Raw genomic sequence first — 16,861 nt, forward strand, 5'->3', positions numbered from 1 at the left:
TGTCTGATTCCAGTCGCTTCCCCGAGACTTGTGGCCCCGACACGACTCGTCGCTCATGTTGGTATCAGTCTATTCGCAAATCCGACAGCGGGCTTACTTAGTCCGCGTCTTGAGCGAGTCCAGTGACTTCCAGCCCGCTTCGGCGGCCGCCAGCTGCGCCTTACGCTTGCTGGAGCCCTTACCGATGCCGATGATGTCGCCGTTCTCGCCCAACGAGACGCGCGCGGTGAAGATCTGCGCGTATTCCGGGCCGGAGACCTCCATATGGTAGACAGGCTCCTCCTTGCCGAGGCCGTGCGCCTTGACGGTCAGCGAGGTCTTCCAGTCGAGTGCCGGGCCCTCGGTGGCCACTTCGGCGAGCGTGTCGTCAATAAGCCGGTGAAGCACCTTGCGTGCCTCGTCGATGCCGTGTTCCAGGAAAGTCGCGCCGATGAGCGATTCCACGATGTCGCACAGAATGGAGTTCTTCTCCGCGCCGCCCTGCTCGGCTTCCCCGTGACCCAGCAGAATGTAGGGGCCCACCTTGAGCTTGGTTTTGGCGATGGCACTCAGCGCGTCTTCGGAGACGGCCTTGGCGCGCATCTTGGCCAGTTGCCCCTCGGTCATATCCGGGTGAATAGTGAACAGCGTTTCAGTGGAGACCAGTTCGAGCACCGCGTCTCCCAGGAATTCGAGGCGTTCGTAATTGGCCACGCCGGGGTGCTCATGCGAGAAGGAGCGGTGGGTGAGTGCCTGCACGAGCAGATCCGGGCTAAGAGTGGTGCCCAACGCTTCAAGAAGCTCGTTGGCCGGCGTCGGCTGCTGTGGGGTTTCATTACTCATGATTGTTGTATGGTCCTTCACGCGATGGTGATGTGTTGTGTTGTGTTGTGTTGTGTGCGATGCGATGGTGTACGTAATGGTGCACTTATGCGAAGGCCCCGCCACCCGTCGATGGCAGGGCCTTCATTCAAGCCGTTATCGCAGGACTCACTTGGTGTGAGCCGGCTGGATGGCGGAGCGGTAGGTGCGGCCGCGGTAGTTACCGCAGCTCGGGCAAGCCATGTGCGGCAGGGCCGGAGCGCCACAGTTCGGGCAGTTCACGGTCGCAGCAGCGGTGGCCTTCCAGTTCGCGCGACGCGAGTGCGTGTTGGCGCGCGAGGTCTTGTACTTAGGCAGTGCCATTTGAGTATCCTCTATTTCGTTCGAACAATTGAGCTTAAGCGTCCGTTATCTTAACGCACGGCTCGTACAAACTCCGTTCAGGCGCGCGTCACTCGGCCTGCTCGCCGTTCTGCTCGGCCTCGAGCTGGGCTTTGAGCCCCGCCAATCCGGCGAAACGGATATCCGTCACATCGTGATGATGATCGGGATCCTCGTTCAGATCGGCACCGCACTGCGAGCACAGACCCTTGCAATCCGGTCGGCACAGTGGCTGCAACGGCAGCGATTCGACCAGCGTGTCGCGGATCATCGCCTCGATGTCCGCGAATGCGCCGTTCTCCAGCAGCGGATACGTGTCTTCCGATTCGTCCTCGCCGGCGATGATGTCGATCTCGTCGTCCTTCTTGTTCTTGCCACCCTTGCCGTTGGCCTTGTCCTGACCCGACTCATACGGGAAGAACACCGTCACATCAACCGGCCAGTCCTCGTCAATCGGCTTCAGGCAGCGCGTGCACTCGCTGACGAATGGCGCGACCAGGCGGCCGGTGAAGATCAGGCCGTCCACAATCGAATCGAACTGCCCGCTCACGTGTACGGGCTCACCTTCCTTGATGCCGACAATGCTGTCGCCAATGCCGGAAGGTGCTGGGAAATCGGCGTCAATCGGCTTGGATTGACCGGCGCGCGAAGCAATCTGCGCTACCGGAATGGCCCACGGGGAATCTTCAACTCGTGCCATGGTATGTTCTTGGTGCCTTTCGTATGTTGGCTGGAGTTATTCGTTACTGGCGTTATTCGCGTTACTGATGTTGCCGGCGTTGCTGATGTTGCCGGCGTTGCTGGTGTTACTGGGCTTCGGGATAGTCGTTCAGCGTCAGGTGCGGCATCCGTTCTCCGGCCGCGCGCTGGCGCTCTTCCAGCACGTTAAGACCGGCCTGCACATCCTGACTGAGTTTGCCGAGCTGCTGGGACAGCCCTTCCATCACCGTAGTGCAGTACTGGTCCGCGCCTTGGGTCAGATGGTCGGCTCTGGTCTGTGCCTGGTCAAGAATCGCGCGCGCTTTCTGCCGTGCAAGCTCGGTGACGTTCTCCTGGCCGGCCAGGAACTGTGCCTGTTCGTTGGCGTCCTTGATCATGTCGGCTGCGCGGCTTTGTGCGGAGGCGACGATGGCGTTGGACTGGGTCTGTGCCGATTCCAGACGGCGCTCGGCCTCGCGCATGAGGGCGGAGGCGCGCTCCAACTGCACCGGCAGCATTTTCTTCAACTCGGAAAGCTGGTCGGTGAATTCGTCTCGGTCAACCTTCACCATGCCGGGGGCGAATATGCTGGACTTCGCTTCGCCCAGTGCCACCTCGAGCTGGTCGATGATGTCATACACCGTGGTGAATTCCTCGCGGCTCTTGACCGTGGCCGGGTCGTCGTCCGTGGTTTCTCGCAGGTCGGGCATTTCGTTCATGAACGAGGGGCGAGTGCCGGCGGCCTGAGCGGTCTGAGCTTGTGCCCGGGTCTGCTGAGCTGCTTGGGCCTGCGCTTTGGCCTGCATCTGTGCCGGAGTAGGGGTAGGCGCGGCGGGCGGCGATCCGGCGAGAACATCGGCCTCTTCGGTGGGTGCCGGCGCGGCTTGCGTAGACGCGGGCGGTTCCGGGGCGGACGGCTCCGGAGTGGACGATGCGGTGTCCGCATTCGGTTTGGTCAGATCGACGTATCCAGTGGGGTGGTCATCGCTCATAGTCATTAGTGCATCAGTCCTTCCGCTGACGTTCCTCGGCCAGAGCATCGGCCAGCATCGGCACGACGCAATCGGGCACCATGCCGGTCACGTCGCCCCCATGGCGGGCCACGTCCTTGACGATGGAACTGGAGATGTGTTCAAGAATCGGATCGGCCGGCAAAAACAGGGTTTCGATGCCAGCGAGCTTGCGATTGACCAGCGCCATGCCGAGCTCGGCTTCATAGTCACCGTTCTGGCGCAGACCCTTGACGATAACGGTGGCGCCGACCTTCTTGCAGTAGTCGGTAATCAGGCCGTCGGTGGAAGAAACGGTGACGTTCTTGCAACCGGCTTTGTCGAGGGCGCGGCGGATCACGTCGACTCTGGTGGCGTCGGAAAACATCGGTGTTTTCGCGGCGTTGACGGCCACCACCACATGCACCTCGTCGAAAAACCGCGCCGAGCGCTCGATTACGTCCAAGTGTCCGGCGGTAACGGGGTCATACGAGCCGGGGCATACTGCGATAGTCATGTCTTATAGCCTACCGCTAGTGGTGTGCTTCGTGCTGCCGAGCGTGCATTGTTGTCGCGTCGGCGTATGAGGCAGTGTGTGCGGTGCCGTATGTGGCGTCGTGTGCGGCATTGTATGTGGCGGGGTGGCGTGATGCGCGACATGGGTGTGTGGAGGTGTGCGGATTACGCGCCAATGGGTTTCGCGGGTAACGACGGGAATCTATGATGGAGTGCAGTCGAATCGTTGAATACGAGGAAAGAAGTGCACCATGACTTTTGCCGAGATGTTCGTTGATGATGCAGAACCGCTGCGCAACCCGGACCAAGGTGCCGGCACGTCGGTGCTGGAACGCCCGGAAACCAAGGAGTCTCCGGTTCGTGACGATGGCGGCGACGCGGATCGATTCGCACATTATGTTTCTAAGGACCGTATCGCCGAATCACGCGCGACCGGTCGTCCGGTGGTCGCCCTGTGCGGCAAGGTCTGGGTGCCCAAGCACGATCCGTCCAAGTACCCGGTTTGCCCCGATTGCAAGCGCATCTACGAAGAGATGACGCGCTAAAGGTGGTACTTGGCTCCCCTCAGCGAAGGGAGCCGAAATGGTCACCGAGCCGAAATCTCGTCGATCAGCTTGAGCTCTTCGACGGTGAAGTGGGTGTTCTTGAGGGCGTCGATGTTGTCGAGAATCTGCTGCGGCTTGGAGGCTCCGGTCAGCACGGAGATCACCTTACCATCGTGCAGCAGCCATGCCAGGCTCATCTCGGCCAGCGTCTGGCCGCGTTCGGCGGCCAGATTGTTCAGGTCCACGACCTGCTTGTGCAGTTTCTCGGTCAGAGCGGAATCGTTGAGGAATCGCGGATCGTGAGCCATGCGGCTGTCGGCCGGAATGCCGTTCAGATAACGGTTGGTCAGCAGGCCCTGAGCCAGCGGGCAGAAGGTGATAAGGCCCTTGCCCAGCTTGTAAGCCGTCTCCTTCAGACCGTTCTTTTCCACGGTGCGGTCGAGGATGTTGTACTTGTTCTGGTTGATGATGAACGGCACGTGCAGGTCGGTGAGGATCGCGGCGGCCTTCTCCATCGTCGGACCATCGTAGTTGGACAGACCCACGTACAGGGCCTTGCCGGAGTTCACGGCCTGAGCCAGTGCGCCCATGGTCTCCTCCAGCGGGGTTTCCGGGTCCGGGTGGTGATGGTAGAAGATGTCCACATAATCCAAGCCCAAGCGTTCGAGCGACTGGTCGAGGCTGGCGAGCAGGTACTTGCGGCTGCCGAGGTCGCCATACGGGCCTGCCCACATTTCATAGCCGGCCTTGGTGGAGATGACGAGTTCGTCGCGGTGGTGCTTGAAGTACTTGGCGAGCAGCAGGCCGCAGTTCTTCTCGGCCTGGCCGGGCTCGGGGCCGTAGTTGTTGGCCAGATCGAAGTGGGTGATGCCGTTGTCGAAGGCGGTGAAGACCAGGGACTTCATCTGGTCGAATGGCGTGATGTCGCCGAAGTTGTGCCAGAAGCCGAGTGAGACGGCCGGCAACTTGAGGCCGGAGGTGCCGGCACGGTTGTAGGTCATCGTGTCGTAACGGTGCGGGTTGGGAGCGTAGGTGGTGGTTGGCTCGAACATTGAGTCTCCTTACAATGTCATTTTTGTTCTTACGAATGCTGGTCTGCGATGGGCAAACCGACGCCGATCGAGTGGTATTCGTAAGTGTTCTTAGATACTAAGGTTCCAGTTCAAGTGAACTTGAATGCAAACGGCTGCGACGCTTCGGCGTGTCGCCGCAGTAAGGAGTCATGATGTCCTACACCATTCGTCAGGTGGCCACGCAGTTCCATATGCAGCCCTCTACGCTGCGCTATTACGAGGATCAGGGATTGCTGACCAACGTGGAGCGCACCGAAACCGGCCAGCGTATATACGAAGACTGCCATATCGACCGTCTGCGCGCGATCTGCTGCTTCAAGAACGCCGGCATGACCATTGACGATCTTAAAAAGTTCTTCGTGTATGAGTCCAATGAGCCCGAGCATATCGACGAAATCCTTGATCTGCTGGAATCTCGCCGCGAATCCTTGGACGAGCAGCGCCGAGCCCTCAACGAGGCGGCCATGCACGTGCAGCGCAAGCTTCATTACTATGGCGACATCAAGCGTGCCATCGACGCCGGTGGAGACTGGCCGGATTGGCGCGAGTACAAAAACCGCGCCTATTCCATTGAATGTTGAGGCCATCGAATGTTGAGGCCATCGAGTGCTGAGCTGGATGCCGGCTGGGCACAAAGACCGATGCGCGTCGATCGTGGGCGCGTCTATCCGAGTAAGGCCTTGCTCGGCAGTGCGCGGTCGAGCAGCCAGACAACGAGCGATATCACGAAGAACGCCATGGCCAGCTTGCCGCAGCTAATGCCGAACCCTTGCCAGCCGAGTGCGTCGAGGTCGATGAAGTCGTACGGATACGGACTGCCGCCGGCCGCCGGTCCGGAACCCGGCCAAATCGCCGCACGGGCCAGCACGAAGACCAAGTATGCAGGGAAATACGCCAGCCACGAGAACATGTAATGCCAGCGGAAACGCCGGTGCGGATCGAATAGCACGAAATCGATAACCGCCATAATCGGGGCGATTTTGTGCAGCATCGTATTGGTCATGATGCCAATAACCTGTGGCACGTATGCCGGGTCGTCCGGAGGCATCAGGAAGAACGCCACCAGTGCGGTGACTGTGGCGTACACAGTCAGGCACCCCTTAAGCCATGCGGGCGGCTGAATGCCTTTGAGCAGTGTGGCCGCGCCGGACCACAGCATCACGATGCCCAGCACGAAACCGGTCTGGAACGTGAAATACACCCAGAACTGTGGTTTGGACCATGCCTCATATGTGCCCACGAAGCAGAAACCGGCGATCGCAAAGCGCCACAACACCACGATGAATCTCATGCATCGAGTCTACCGCTTCGCCAGTGGGCTGTATGGCTTTGCCCGGACTACACTTAGGTGCAACTTCACCACTTATGTAGGAAAGGCCTTGCAATGGTCGATTATTCGCCGGCTCTGATGACCGACATGTATGAATACACGATGCTCGACGCCGCTCTGAAAGACGGTACCGCCGACCGCAAATGCGTGTTCGAGGTGTTCACGCGTCGCCTGCCCGAAGGCCGTCGCTATGGCGTGGTGGCCGGCACCGGCCGCATTCTGGATGCGCTGGAACATTTCCACTTGGACGAAGCGGACCTGAAGTTCCTGGCCGACCGTCACGTGGTAAGCCCCGAGACCATTAAGTGGCTGGAGAACTTCCACTTCTCCGGTACGATTCGCGGTTACCGCGAAGGTGAGATGTTCTTCCCGAACTCCCCGATTTTGCAGGTCGAAGGCACGTTCGGCGAATGCACGCTACTGGAGACGTTGATTCTATCCGTGCTGAACTACGATTCCGCAGTGGCCTCCGCCGCCTCACGTATGGCGTCGGCAGCCAAAGATCGCCCTTGCATGGATATGGGCGGACGCCGCACTAACGAGTGGGCCGCCGTGGCCGCCGCTCGAGCCGCCGTAGTGGGCGGATTCAAGGGTACCGCCAATCTGCTGGCCGCCCGGCTGTATGGTCTGAAGGCCATTGGCACCGCCGCGCATTGCTTCACGTTGGTGCATGATTCCGAACGTGACGCCTTCGAATCGCAGATCGAGGCTTTGGGCAAGAACACCACGCTGCTGGTGGACACCTACAACATCGAGGAAGCCGTGAAAACCGCCGTCGAAGTGGCTGGTCCCGAACTGGGTGGCGTGCGCATCGACTCCGGCGACCTAGCCGCCATGGCCCAGCGTGTGCGCAACCAGTTGGACGCCCTGGGTGCCACGAACACCACCATTACCGTGACCAACGATTTGGATGAGTACGCGCTCGCCGCATTGCAGACCGCGCCGGTCGACTCCTATGGCGTGGGCACCATGCTGGTCACCGGCTCCGGCGCTCCCACTTGTGCGATGGTGTACAAGCTCACCGAACGTGAAGGCGCTGACGGCACGATGGTTCCGGTCATGAAGAAGTCCAAGGACAAGGCCACAGTGCCCGGTCGCAAGTTGGCATTCCGCTCCTACGAATACGCGCTAGCCGAAGCCGAACACGTGATTTCCGGCTCGGAAGAGAAGCTGGCCGGTTTCACGCCCGAACCGACATGGAAGAACCTGCTGGTCGATTTCGTGGACCACGGCCATATCGATGCGCAATGGCAGGGCCATGACGCCATCATGGCCGCCCACGACTACCGCGCCAAGGCGTTGTCCGAACTGCCCATCACCGCACAAAGCCTGATGAAGGGCGAGCCCGTGATTCCGACGGAGACTCAGGTTCTCTGACGAGAACTTCCGTCTCCATAGGAATCCGTCGCAGCATAGCTGCTCCCCTTACCTACGGACGGCCCACTGGGCTGTCCGCTTAACGGTTCGACCACAGAGACCAAAGTCCTCTGACCGTATCTCACTGGCCGCATCCCTTTGGTTACATTGGCTACTCTTCCCTCTGTCTGTGCCCCTCTGTCTGTGTTGGCCGCACTCCTGTGGTCGCCGCCGAGGCGGGGAGATCCAACCCCGGTCGCACCCCCGTGTTTGCACCCCCTGTGGCTGTGTCCCGGGGCTGTATTGGCCGCGTCCCCTCGGCTGAACTGCGTCCCGGTTCGCCGGACGTGGTTCCAGCTGAGGGTGGCCCCCTTGTTTTTTTTTGGGGGGGGGCTACTGCTCACCGGGGAAATATGTATATGTGCATGCTGTTGCAATGTACATTTTGTTGTCAGTTGACAACGTCTTGATTCAGATGAATTGGCGGGAAATGGCCATTTGTCTTATCCAATTGATTTGAAGAACGTTGTCAGTTGACAACGTTTTGTACATGGTGCGGAACGACACATATTCCTATCCTGGTCAGGATGCCGACGAGGTGGAGTGAAAAACCAAACCATTTCAGAGGATATTGCACCGAGACGTTGTGGGATTGCCGTGTTGTCGGTGATGTTACAGAGATGGCGCAGTGTTGCGTGAGGGGGTGTTGCGTGTGATGTTGCGTGTGATGTTGCGTTGGGCTGATTGGGAGGAATATTCTGCCGGTAGAATGCCGTGATGCGTGCGGAGCAATCGTTTGCGGAGCAATCGTTGAAGAATCGTGTGAACTGATGCGATACGAATCATACCGTCTCTGAATTGTGGGATATGACGAATCGTATCATCATGGGATTGTGGGATATGATGATTGCGGTTTGATGAAATGACCGGGAAATCGGCCGAGGCAAGGTGACTTCGATGAGTGAAACTCTCAATGATGAGAACGCGGCGGGCAACGATGACGTATCAGAGCGGCGCGCTGTAGAGCATCGAGCGTTAGAACAGTACGATGTCGTGCATCACGGTGTGGTATCTGGTTGCCCTGTTAATTCGTGTGCGGCTGTGCTGAATGAAGTGATGTCGCAGACTGGTTGGAATGCCTATGAGCTTGCACAGCGCACTGGTTTGGATCGGTCTGCAATTGGTCGCGTATTGCGTGGGCAAAGAGGTATGTTGTTTGATGTTTTGGCCGAGGGGCTTGAGCGGGCTGGTTTTGGTCTTCACCTAGAAGCCGTGGCCCCCTCGCAAACGATTCCGGAAGACGAATTGCACATGTTGTTGGCGCAACTGCGTAGGCCTCCTGATTTCGATGCAATAGAAAGCGGAGCGACCTGGTCTACGTTGAAGATGCTCTGCGTCAATCTGATTCATGCTCGGAATGTTCAACATCAACGTATATCGTTCGTCCGAGCGGTTGCACGGGTGAACGATGCGTGCTGGATTGCGTTTCTCGCTGGTTTATACCATTTTCTGCGTTGGGATATCAACCCAAGGAACAGACGCTTGACATTGGTTCCTCCGTACCGGTATGGCTTGGATGGATGGTGGTCCCCACTGCCGAGCGCGGCAATTATGCACGTGCTTCATCGATATGAAGAGCCGTTGCATGACATGGGCTATACATATTTGCCGTTAATCGATTACGAACTCAACGCTATGCAGCGCAAGCAATTCAACCAAGATTTCATGGAATATGGCATTCTTATTCCAGCGGACGATCTCTCCCGATCCTCATCAGGTACGCAGGCATTGACTCTGTAAGCGAGTGGTGCATAAGAAAATAGTGGCGTGCATCCAAGTGTCATGGGATGGATATGTAAGCAGGGAATGACATTGCGCTGGAGTTTGATGATGGTTGACGAGTTGCTATCCAAGCATAGAGCGGATGGCGTATGCTGGGGCGCATGGTTGAAATCAAAGACATGCTTGGCAGTCACCAAATAATTCGTGCCGACGGCCGCAAGGTCGACGAACTGCGCCCCGTGCGCATCACCCGCCACTTCACCGACGCCCCCGAAGGCTCCGTGCTCATCGAATGCGGTAACACGCGCGTGATGTGCACCGCCACTTTTACCCCCGGTGTGCCGCGTTGGCGCAAGGACTCCGGCCTCGGCTGGGTCACCGCCGAATACTCGATGCTGCCGCGTGCCACCGCCGAACGCACCGACCGTGAATCCGTACGTGGCAAAATCGGTGGCCGTACCCACGAAATCAGCCGACTGATTGGCCGCTGCCTGCGTGGCGTCATCGATATGAAGGCGCTCGGCGAAAATCAGATTCAGCTTGACTGCGATGTACTTCAGGCCGATGGCGGCACTCGCACGGCTTCCGTAACCGGTGCGTACGTGGCTTTGGTCGACGCAGTCAATTGGGCGGAGAAGCACCGCCATATCAAGTCCGCCAGCCGCGTGCTTAAGGACTATGTGTCCGCCGTATCGGTGGGCGTGATCAACGGCACTCCGATGCTTGACCTGCCATACATTGAAGACAGTCAGGCCATGACCGACATGAACGTGGCCATGACCGGTTCCGGCACCTTCATCGAGATTCAGGGCACCGCAGAACACCGTCCGTTCAACCGTGCCGAACTCGGCACCCTGCTTGACTTGGCCGAAAAGGGCAACAAGGAACTGCAAGCCGCCCAGCGTGCCGCTCTGTCTTTAGACTAAGCCAGCTCCCCTGCCAAGGGGAGCCTTCTTAAAGGAGAATCCATGCAAATCGTCGTCGCAACCCATAACGAAGGCAAGCTTGTGGAAATCCGCCGCATTCTCGAAGAGGATCTTGGCGTGGATGCCGAAAACATCGAACTGGTGTCCGCTGGCAGCCTTCACCTGCCGGACCCGGTGGAAACCGGCGTCACCTTCCAGGAGAACGCGCTGCTCAAGGCCCGCGCCGTGGCCATCCGTACCGGTCTGCCCGCTGTCGCGGATGATTCAGGTCTCATCGTCGATGTGATGGGTAACGCTCCGGGCATTCTGTCTGCTCGCTGGGCGGGTGCTCACGGCCACGACAAGGCCAATAATGCGCTGCTGCTCGCCCAAATCGGAGATATTCCGGATGACAAGCGTACCGCGCGCTTCCGTTGCGCCGCCGCGCTGGTGGTCCCGGACACCGAGGCCGGTGCCGACGTGACCGGTGGAGTGGCTGCCGACGGCATCACCGTTCACACCACGGCTGCCGATGGGAGCACTGCCCCGGTGCATGCCCGGTACGCCATCAAGTCGGAGACAGTGGAACTCGGCGACATGCCGGGTCGCATCATCCGCGAGGCTCGTGGCGAACACGGTTTCGGTTACGATCCGCTGTTCGTCCCGGACGACCAGCCTGCCGGTCGCGTCAGCACTGAACCTGACCATGAAGGCGAGCCGCTGACCAGCGCCGAAATGACTTCGGCCGAGAAGAATGCGATTTCCCACCGAGGCAAGGCGCTGAAAGCCTTGGTCCCCGCTATCGAGGCACTGCTGCACTAAGTCGTCTAGGCTGTCTAACTGCACTGAGCCGCGACTAAGCCACAGTTAAGTCGCGGCTCAGCACTCAGCCCCCGAATCGGGCGAGTGTCTAGCAAGCGCCTATGACCGAGCAAGGGCGATACGAAAGAAGGCCGGCGCTTAGTGCGTCGGCCTTCTTGATGAACAAGAGCCACCCGATAGAATCGAACTACCGACCTTCCCACGAACGAGGGGGATGCTCTACCACTGAGCTAAGGTGGCGTGGCTTCAAGAGCCAAGTAGAGAATATAGCACTGCGTTTGATTCAGTGCAAGCCAGACGTTCATCATCTTTGGGCCATTGTTCTTTGGACCATCGTGGCGGCAATAGTGCGAACGATGTGCACACCTCATCTGCTCGGACGCCATTCGTCGTGTGCGCGTTATGCTAGCATGGTGAGCCTGATTGACTCGGAGGCAAAGGGAAGCATGCGTGATTTTGTGCTGGTGAAGTTGACAGACGAAGAGTTCGATGATTTCTCCGCCAGGCATCCACAAGGCAATTTCCAACAGACCTCGGCGATGGGACGCCTTCGCGCCGCGCAGGGGATCGACGTCGAATATCTGGCCCTCAAGGAGGGCGAGAAGATCGTCGCGGCGGCACTGTTCGAAACTCACCGCTCTCGATTCTCTATATTTGCGGCCATCCATGATGGCCCGATGTGCGACTATCACGACACCGAAGCATTGACCTTCTTCATGGATGCGCTGAAACGCCATGCCAAGGCAGAGGGTGCTTCACAGCTGGAGATCACCCCTGAATCCCCATATCGGCTTCGCGACACCAATGGAGCTTCTTTGCCGGATGACCAGAATGGCGCTCCCGACAATAAGCTGATAGAACAGCTCGAGGCGATCGGCTTTACTCATGGCGGTTTCACCGTGGGCTACACGGCGGTTCCGCGTTGGCGCTACCTCAAGGATCTGGCTGGTATTACCGATGAGAAAAGTCTGCTGAAGTCCTATGATAAGCGCACCCAGTGGAGCGTGAAGCGTGCCCAATCGATGGGTGTGCACGTGCGTGAGCTGTCGGACGACGAGCTGGGGGTATTCGCACGAATCGAGCGGCAAACCGCCGAACGCCGTAGCTTCGAATACCGTGGCGAAGCGTATTTCCACCGTTTCAAGGAAGCGTTCGGCAGCAAAGCGCATTTTATGGTTGCCGAGATCCGCATCGATGAATACATGGCGGACATGACGGCCAAGCGTGAAGCGCTTTCGGCCAAGGTGGCGGCATTGACCGCCAAAAACGCCGAACGTCCCACCACCAAAACCGAACGTCAGCTGGGGGAGGAGACCCGCAATCTGGCGGCAGCCGAAAAACGCCTGAACGAGGCGGCCGAGTTCGCCAAAGACGGGGATGTACTTCCGGCTGCGGCATCACTATTCGTGGAGCATCCGCGCGAGGTCATCTACCTGTTCTCCGGTAGCGTCGAGCGGTACAAGCCCTTCTACGCCTCCGCGCTGATTCAGCATGACGCGATGCTGCATTTCTGCGTGGAACACGGGCTGTCTCGCTACAACTTCTACGGCATCGACGGCGTCTTTGATGATCCCGATGACGAGGGTCGTGGTGTACTGGAGTTCAAGCAGGGCTTCAACGGATATGTCGAGGAACTTCCGGGCGAGTTCGTGCTGCCGGTCAAACCGGTTGCCTATGCCATGAAGCAATTTGCGCACAAGCTGCTGTCGCGGTAAACGGACGCAGCACACAGGCCATTCCAGAGCCCAGAGTAACGATCAGAGTAACGACAAGTAAGAAGGTTCGATTATGACGCAATCCGATGCAGGCGTCGCCTCGCTCACCCCTACCAAGATCACTCCTGCCGAGCTGGATGCGTTCTCCGCAGCTCAAGTGCAAGGTAGTTTCCAGCAGACCTCGCAGATGGCCGCCATGGGTGCGTTCAACGGTCCGGTGGACTATGTGGGTGTCAAGCGCGGTGACAAGCTGATTGCCGCCTGCTACGTGGTGTACACGCGGTCCCGTTTCGGTTTGGAAGGCTCGGTCTGGTGCGGACCGCTGTGCGATTATGACAATCCACAGGTGGTTGAGGCGATGACCGAAGCCCTGCGTCGTTCGGCCAAGGCCCATCACGCCATCAGCGTATCCTGCTGGCCGGCCGCAGTCTACCGTCTGCATGATCTGGACGGCAAGCCGACCAGCGACCCGGACACCACGATGATGGACAACATGGCCCGCTTCGGTTGGAAACATGGCGGCTTCACCGTGGGCTACGAATCCGTGGTGAACCGCTGGAACTTCGTCAAGGGGCTTGACGGCATTCATAACGAGAAGGAACTGCTGGCCTCGTTCTCCAAGTACCGCCGTAAGAACATCCGCATCGCCCAGGATTCCGGTCTGCGCGTGCGCCGACTGGAACGCGGCGAACTGAGCATTTTCGTCAAGCTGTGCGATATGAGCGCCGCACGTCAAGGCTTCAAGAGCCGCGATCTGGCCTACTATGAGCGTCTGTTCGATACCTTCGGCGACCTGATCGAGTTCAAGGTGGTCGAAACCCATTTCGACGAATATCTGGACACCCTGCAATCCAAGCTGAATGCGGCCTCCAAAGACAAGCGCAACCTCGAACGCCTGCTCCAGCGCGCGCAACAGCAGCCGGAAGGCACGGCCAAGAAGGGTGCCTCCGACCCGGCAACGCTGGAAAAGCGCATCGCCACCGCAGACAAGAAGATTGCGGCGCTGGAAAAGACCATCGGCGAAGTCAATGGCATCATCGCCTCGGACGGCCCGGTCATTCCGGTGGAAGCCGGTGTCTACTTCTGGCATCCGAACGAGGTCGTCTGCCTGTCCAGCGGCGAGGACGATCGTTTCATGGATTACTACCCGTCTTCCCTAATCCACTTCGAGGCGATGCTTGACTGCATCGCCCGTGGCGTGGAGCGCTTCAACTTCTATGGCATTTCCGGCATTTTCGACGCCAACGATCCTTCCTACGGCGTCTGGCAGTTCAAGACTCGCTTCGGCGGATTCGTGGAAGAGCTTCCGGGCAAGTTCACGCTGCCGGTGGACGGACTGCGCTTCGGTGTATCCGAAGCCGCACACAAGCTGCTGCATCGCTGACAAACAGTGGCGAGCACGGACACAGAAATAAGGCACAGGTGACGACGAGATGAGCGCGACTGTGAATCGAACAGATACGACGTATACGTTTGGCGTGATTACGCCCGAAGAGCTCGACCGGCTTTCCGAAGCCACAAGCCAGGGCAGCTTCCAGCAATGGTCCGGGCAGGTCCGTCTTGCCAAGATTCGTGGGCATGAAGCCGAATGCGTTGGCGTGTGCGACGCATCCGGCAATCTGGTAACCGGCTGCGTGATTCTGTACCTCAATGGCCGTTTCGGTGCAGATGGCTCCGTATATTTCGGCCCCATCGGCATTAGCGATGATCCGGCTCTGCTATGGACCATGACCGAGGCGATTCGTGAATCGGCCCGTCGCCACCATGCTGTTTCCGTGGCATGCTGGCCTAACGTCGCCTACCGTCTGTATTCCTCGGACGGACAGCCCGACGGCGAGCCGAACGATGCACTGCTGACCGGATTCGCCGATGCAGGCTGGGCGCATGGCGGATTCCATACCGGTTATGACGTGGTCTGCCAGTGGATGTACGTCAAGGATCTCACAGGCATCACCAACGGCAAGGAACTGCTGGCATCATTCGGCAAACGCGCTCAATGGAGCGTCAAGCGGGCGCAGTCGATGGGTGTGCACGTTCGCGAAATCGGCCCCGACGAGTTCGACGTGTTCGCCGATATCGAACGGCGGACCGGTGAACGCCGCGGGTTCGCGACGCGCGGCGCGGACTATTTCCGCCAGTTCAAGCAGGCGTATGGCGCGGATGCGCATTTCATGCTCGCGGAAATCCACATCGCCGAATATGTGGCGGATATGACCGCCAAGCGCGAGGCATTGCAGACTAAGGTCGCACAGCTGCAGGCGAAATACGATGAACGTCCGACCACGCGCATCGAACGTCAGCTGGGGGAGGAATCGCGCAATCTCGCGGCCGCCGACAAGCGTCTGGCTGAGGTGGAGGGATATGCCAAGAAGGGCGATGTGCTGCCGGCAGCGGCTTCAATGTTCGTCAGTCACCCTAATGAGGTGGTCTATCAGTATTCCGGTTCGTTGGAGGAGTACAAGCCGTTCTATGCCTCGGCGCTGATTCAGTACGAAGCGATGCTGCACCTGTGCGTGGAACAGGGTGTGAGCCGCTACAACTTCTACGGCATTTCCGGCGTGTTCGACGATCCGAACGACGAGGGCCGCGGCGTGCTGGAATTCAAGCAGGGCTTTAACGGCTACGTCGAGCAGATGGTAGGCAAATTCACGTTGCCGGTGGATAAGTTCCGCTTCGGCGTGAGCAATCTGGCGCACAAGCTGCTGCATCGGTAGCAACTGGCGGTCGGGGGGCGAACCTATGTGGGCTGCGTCTCGTCTGACCGTGCGCCCGCCGTGTGCCTACTTGCGCATTTGCTCACACGCCCATCAGCGCATGAGCCACAGTCATCATCGCCAGTGAAATCATCGCGGTGATTGCCAGTGAGAAGCCAGCCAGTTTGGCGTTGCCGAGTACTTTGTCGGTGAACAGCGTGGAGAAAATGGCGATTGGAGACAACGCGCAAATCACCATCACGGCGCGAATCGAAGCCGAGAACGGCAGCAGGAACCACGAGATCAACGCGAAGGCGACGCTGAACGGTATACGCCAAGCGATGACGGCCATGACTTCCTTCACGTCATGCTTGGATTGAGGCAGGTCCATGAGCATACCCACCATCAGCATCGACACCAGCGCGTTGGCACCGCTCAACGGTTGGGTCATAGAGGCGATCCAATTGGGAATCTTCACGTTGGCGACGGTCAACGCAATCATGAGCAGATACGTGTCGAACGGCACCGAGCCGAAGAAGCTCTTGCCGATGGTGCGCAGCAATGCGCGGCGGGCAGGCCGTTTGGCGTCGCGATCCTTGGGCTTTTCGTACGGCAAGGTGGGCGCCGAACCGGCGTGTTGCTCGGCAAGTGTTTTGCCGGGCTGAATATGCAGCAGTTGCTGGGTGAGCACATTGGTGCCGGCGGCCACCATCACGCAGTTGCCGATATCGAACATCGCAGCCGGCACCACCGCGCCCGCACCCCAGAATGACTGGACGACCGGAAAAGAAAAACAGCCGAGATTGAAGCCGGCGCCGTTGAGCATCAGGAAGGCGCGGTCGGTCACATTGCGCTTGCGGGTGGCCAGAAAGATGAACACGATCGGGATAAAGGCAAACAGGAATGCGAATACCGAAATAAGCAGCAGTGAGATGTCATGAGGATTGGTGGCGAACGAGTATACGATGGCACCGGGCAGCACGATATTGAATTCCGCGGTCTGCAACACACGATAATCCTTCTGCCCGAACAGGCCAAACCGCTTGAACAGATAACCGGCGAGAACGATCAGCAACAGACCAACCGGCGTAAGAATGGCGGACATACACTTCTCTCCTTGGCTCACACAGGCTCATGGCGCACAGGCTCAGACCCACAATGCTGTGACCATTATATTTGCCGCCTTGGCATTGCCGTGTGTAGAGGCGTCCGCAAGGGCTTGCAATTGTCTCACGCATATACGAAGAGCCTCCC

At 58.8% G+C, this 16,861-nt stretch carries 17 protein-coding genes and 1 tRNA gene; 9 read left to right on the forward strand and 9 right to left on the reverse strand.

The features are described from left to right. Positions 1 to 93: 93 nt before the first annotated feature. The 5 genes from rnc to coaD all read right to left on the reverse strand — a co-directional run bounded on the left by rnc (position 94) and on the right by coaD (position 3,387). On the reverse strand, positions 94 to 822 hold the full coding sequence (gene rnc, locus BLIJ_RS02065) for a ribonuclease III (RefSeq protein ID WP_012576823.1): 729 nt from the start codon (positions 820 to 822) through the stop codon (positions 94 to 96). Positions 823 to 969: 147 nt separating this feature from the next. Next, positions 970 to 1,164 carry a 50S ribosomal protein L32 gene (gene rpmF / locus BLIJ_RS02070; protein WP_007051413.1) on the reverse strand — a complete coding sequence of 65 codons (195 nt, stop codon included), beginning with the start codon at positions 1,162 to 1,164 and terminating at the stop codon, positions 970 to 972. An 88-nt stretch (positions 1,165 to 1,252) separates the two neighbouring features. After that, a complete protein-coding gene (locus tag BLIJ_RS02075; RefSeq protein WP_012576824.1) occupies positions 1,253 to 1,882 on the reverse strand; it encodes a YceD family protein in 630 nt (209 codons plus the stop codon). Between the two features lie 106 nt (positions 1,883 to 1,988). Further along, on the reverse strand, positions 1,989 to 2,879 hold the full coding sequence (locus BLIJ_RS02080; RefSeq protein WP_012576825.1) for a cell division protein: 891 nt from the start codon (positions 2,877 to 2,879) through the stop codon (positions 1,989 to 1,991). A gap of 7 nt (positions 2,880 to 2,886) precedes the next feature. Further along, positions 2,887 to 3,387, reverse strand: a complete 501-nt coding sequence (gene coaD, locus BLIJ_RS02085) for a pantetheine-phosphate adenylyltransferase (protein WP_012576826.1) — start codon at positions 3,385 to 3,387, stop codon at positions 2,887 to 2,889. A gap of 250 nt (positions 3,388 to 3,637) precedes the next feature. On the opposite strand from coaD, the gene BLIJ_RS02090 reads away from it, so the two are divergent. Further along, positions 3,638 to 3,931 (forward strand): DUF3039 domain-containing protein, encoded by a 294-nt coding sequence (locus tag BLIJ_RS02090; protein ID WP_007055705.1) that lies wholly within the window; start codon positions 3,638 to 3,640, stop codon positions 3,929 to 3,931. Between the two features lie 41 nt (positions 3,932 to 3,972). Here BLIJ_RS02090 and BLIJ_RS02095 read toward each other — a convergent pair whose 3' ends face one another. Continuing rightward, entirely contained in the window at positions 3,973 to 4,983 is a 1,011-nt protein-coding gene (locus tag BLIJ_RS02095) for an aldo/keto reductase (protein WP_012576827.1), read from the reverse strand. Between the two features lie 173 nt (positions 4,984 to 5,156). Here BLIJ_RS02095 and BLIJ_RS02100 point away from each other — a divergent pair, with 173 nt between their 5' ends. Next, on the forward strand, positions 5,157 to 5,585 hold the full coding sequence (locus BLIJ_RS02100; protein WP_012576828.1) for a MerR family transcriptional regulator: 429 nt from the start codon (positions 5,157 to 5,159) through the stop codon (positions 5,583 to 5,585). Between the two features lie 83 nt (positions 5,586 to 5,668). Here the strand turns inward: BLIJ_RS02100 and BLIJ_RS02105 are convergent, their stop codons facing one another. Continuing rightward, a complete protein-coding gene (locus BLIJ_RS02105; RefSeq protein ID WP_012576829.1) occupies positions 5,669 to 6,295 on the reverse strand; it encodes a Pr6Pr family membrane protein in 627 nt (208 codons plus the stop codon). A gap of 93 nt (positions 6,296 to 6,388) precedes the next feature. Here BLIJ_RS02105 and BLIJ_RS02110 point away from each other — a divergent pair, with 93 nt between their 5' ends. The 4 genes from BLIJ_RS02110 to BLIJ_RS02125 all read left to right on the forward strand — a co-directional run bounded on the left by BLIJ_RS02110 (position 6,389) and on the right by BLIJ_RS02125 (position 11,199). Beyond that, a complete protein-coding gene (locus BLIJ_RS02110) occupies positions 6,389 to 7,711 on the forward strand; it encodes a nicotinate phosphoribosyltransferase (RefSeq protein WP_012576830.1) in 1,323 nt (440 codons plus the stop codon). 936 nt (positions 7,712 to 8,647) lie between these two features. Beyond that, a complete protein-coding gene (locus BLIJ_RS02115) occupies positions 8,648 to 9,490 on the forward strand; it encodes a helix-turn-helix domain-containing protein (protein ID WP_012576831.1) in 843 nt (280 codons plus the stop codon). A gap of 143 nt (positions 9,491 to 9,633) precedes the next feature. After that, the gene (rph, locus tag BLIJ_RS02120) at positions 9,634 to 10,398 is read left to right on the forward strand and encodes a ribonuclease PH (protein WP_014484578.1); all 765 of its coding nucleotides are present in this window, start codon (positions 9,634 to 9,636) and stop codon (positions 10,396 to 10,398) included. Between the two features lie 42 nt (positions 10,399 to 10,440). Then, the gene (locus tag BLIJ_RS02125; protein ID WP_012576833.1) at positions 10,441 to 11,199 is read left to right on the forward strand and encodes a non-canonical purine NTP pyrophosphatase; all 759 of its coding nucleotides are present in this window, start codon (positions 10,441 to 10,443) and stop codon (positions 11,197 to 11,199) included. A gap of 167 nt (positions 11,200 to 11,366) precedes the next feature. Here the strand turns inward: BLIJ_RS02125 and BLIJ_RS02130 are convergent. Continuing rightward, a tRNA-Thr gene (locus BLIJ_RS02130) sits at positions 11,367 to 11,439 on the reverse strand. A gap of 206 nt (positions 11,440 to 11,645) precedes the next feature. On the opposite strand from BLIJ_RS02130, the gene BLIJ_RS02135 reads away from it, so the two are divergent. The 3 genes from BLIJ_RS02135 to BLIJ_RS02145 all read left to right on the forward strand — a co-directional run bounded on the left by BLIJ_RS02135 (position 11,646) and on the right by BLIJ_RS02145 (position 15,628). Then, the gene (locus BLIJ_RS02135; RefSeq protein WP_012576834.1) at positions 11,646 to 12,914 is read left to right on the forward strand and encodes an aminoacyltransferase; all 1,269 of its coding nucleotides are present in this window, start codon (positions 11,646 to 11,648) and stop codon (positions 12,912 to 12,914) included. 73 nt (positions 12,915 to 12,987) lie between these two features. Continuing rightward, entirely contained in the window at positions 12,988 to 14,298 is a 1,311-nt protein-coding gene (locus BLIJ_RS02140; protein ID WP_012576835.1) for an aminoacyltransferase, read from the forward strand. Between the two features lie 49 nt (positions 14,299 to 14,347). Further along, positions 14,348 to 15,628 carry an aminoacyltransferase gene (locus BLIJ_RS02145; RefSeq protein WP_012576836.1) on the forward strand — a complete coding sequence of 427 codons (1,281 nt, stop codon included), beginning with the start codon at positions 14,348 to 14,350 and terminating at the stop codon, positions 15,626 to 15,628. A gap of 82 nt (positions 15,629 to 15,710) precedes the next feature. Here BLIJ_RS02145 and BLIJ_RS02150 read toward each other — a convergent pair whose 3' ends face one another. Beyond that, on the reverse strand, positions 15,711 to 16,712 hold the full coding sequence (locus BLIJ_RS02150; protein WP_012576837.1) for an AEC family transporter: 1,002 nt from the start codon (positions 16,710 to 16,712) through the stop codon (positions 15,711 to 15,713). Positions 16,713 to 16,861: the final 149 nt, after the last annotated feature.

Source organism: Bifidobacterium longum subsp. infantis ATCC 15697 = JCM 1222 = DSM 20088 (assembly GCF_000269965.1).
GTDB lineage: Bacteria > Actinomycetota > Actinomycetes > Actinomycetales > Bifidobacteriaceae > Bifidobacterium > Bifidobacterium infantis.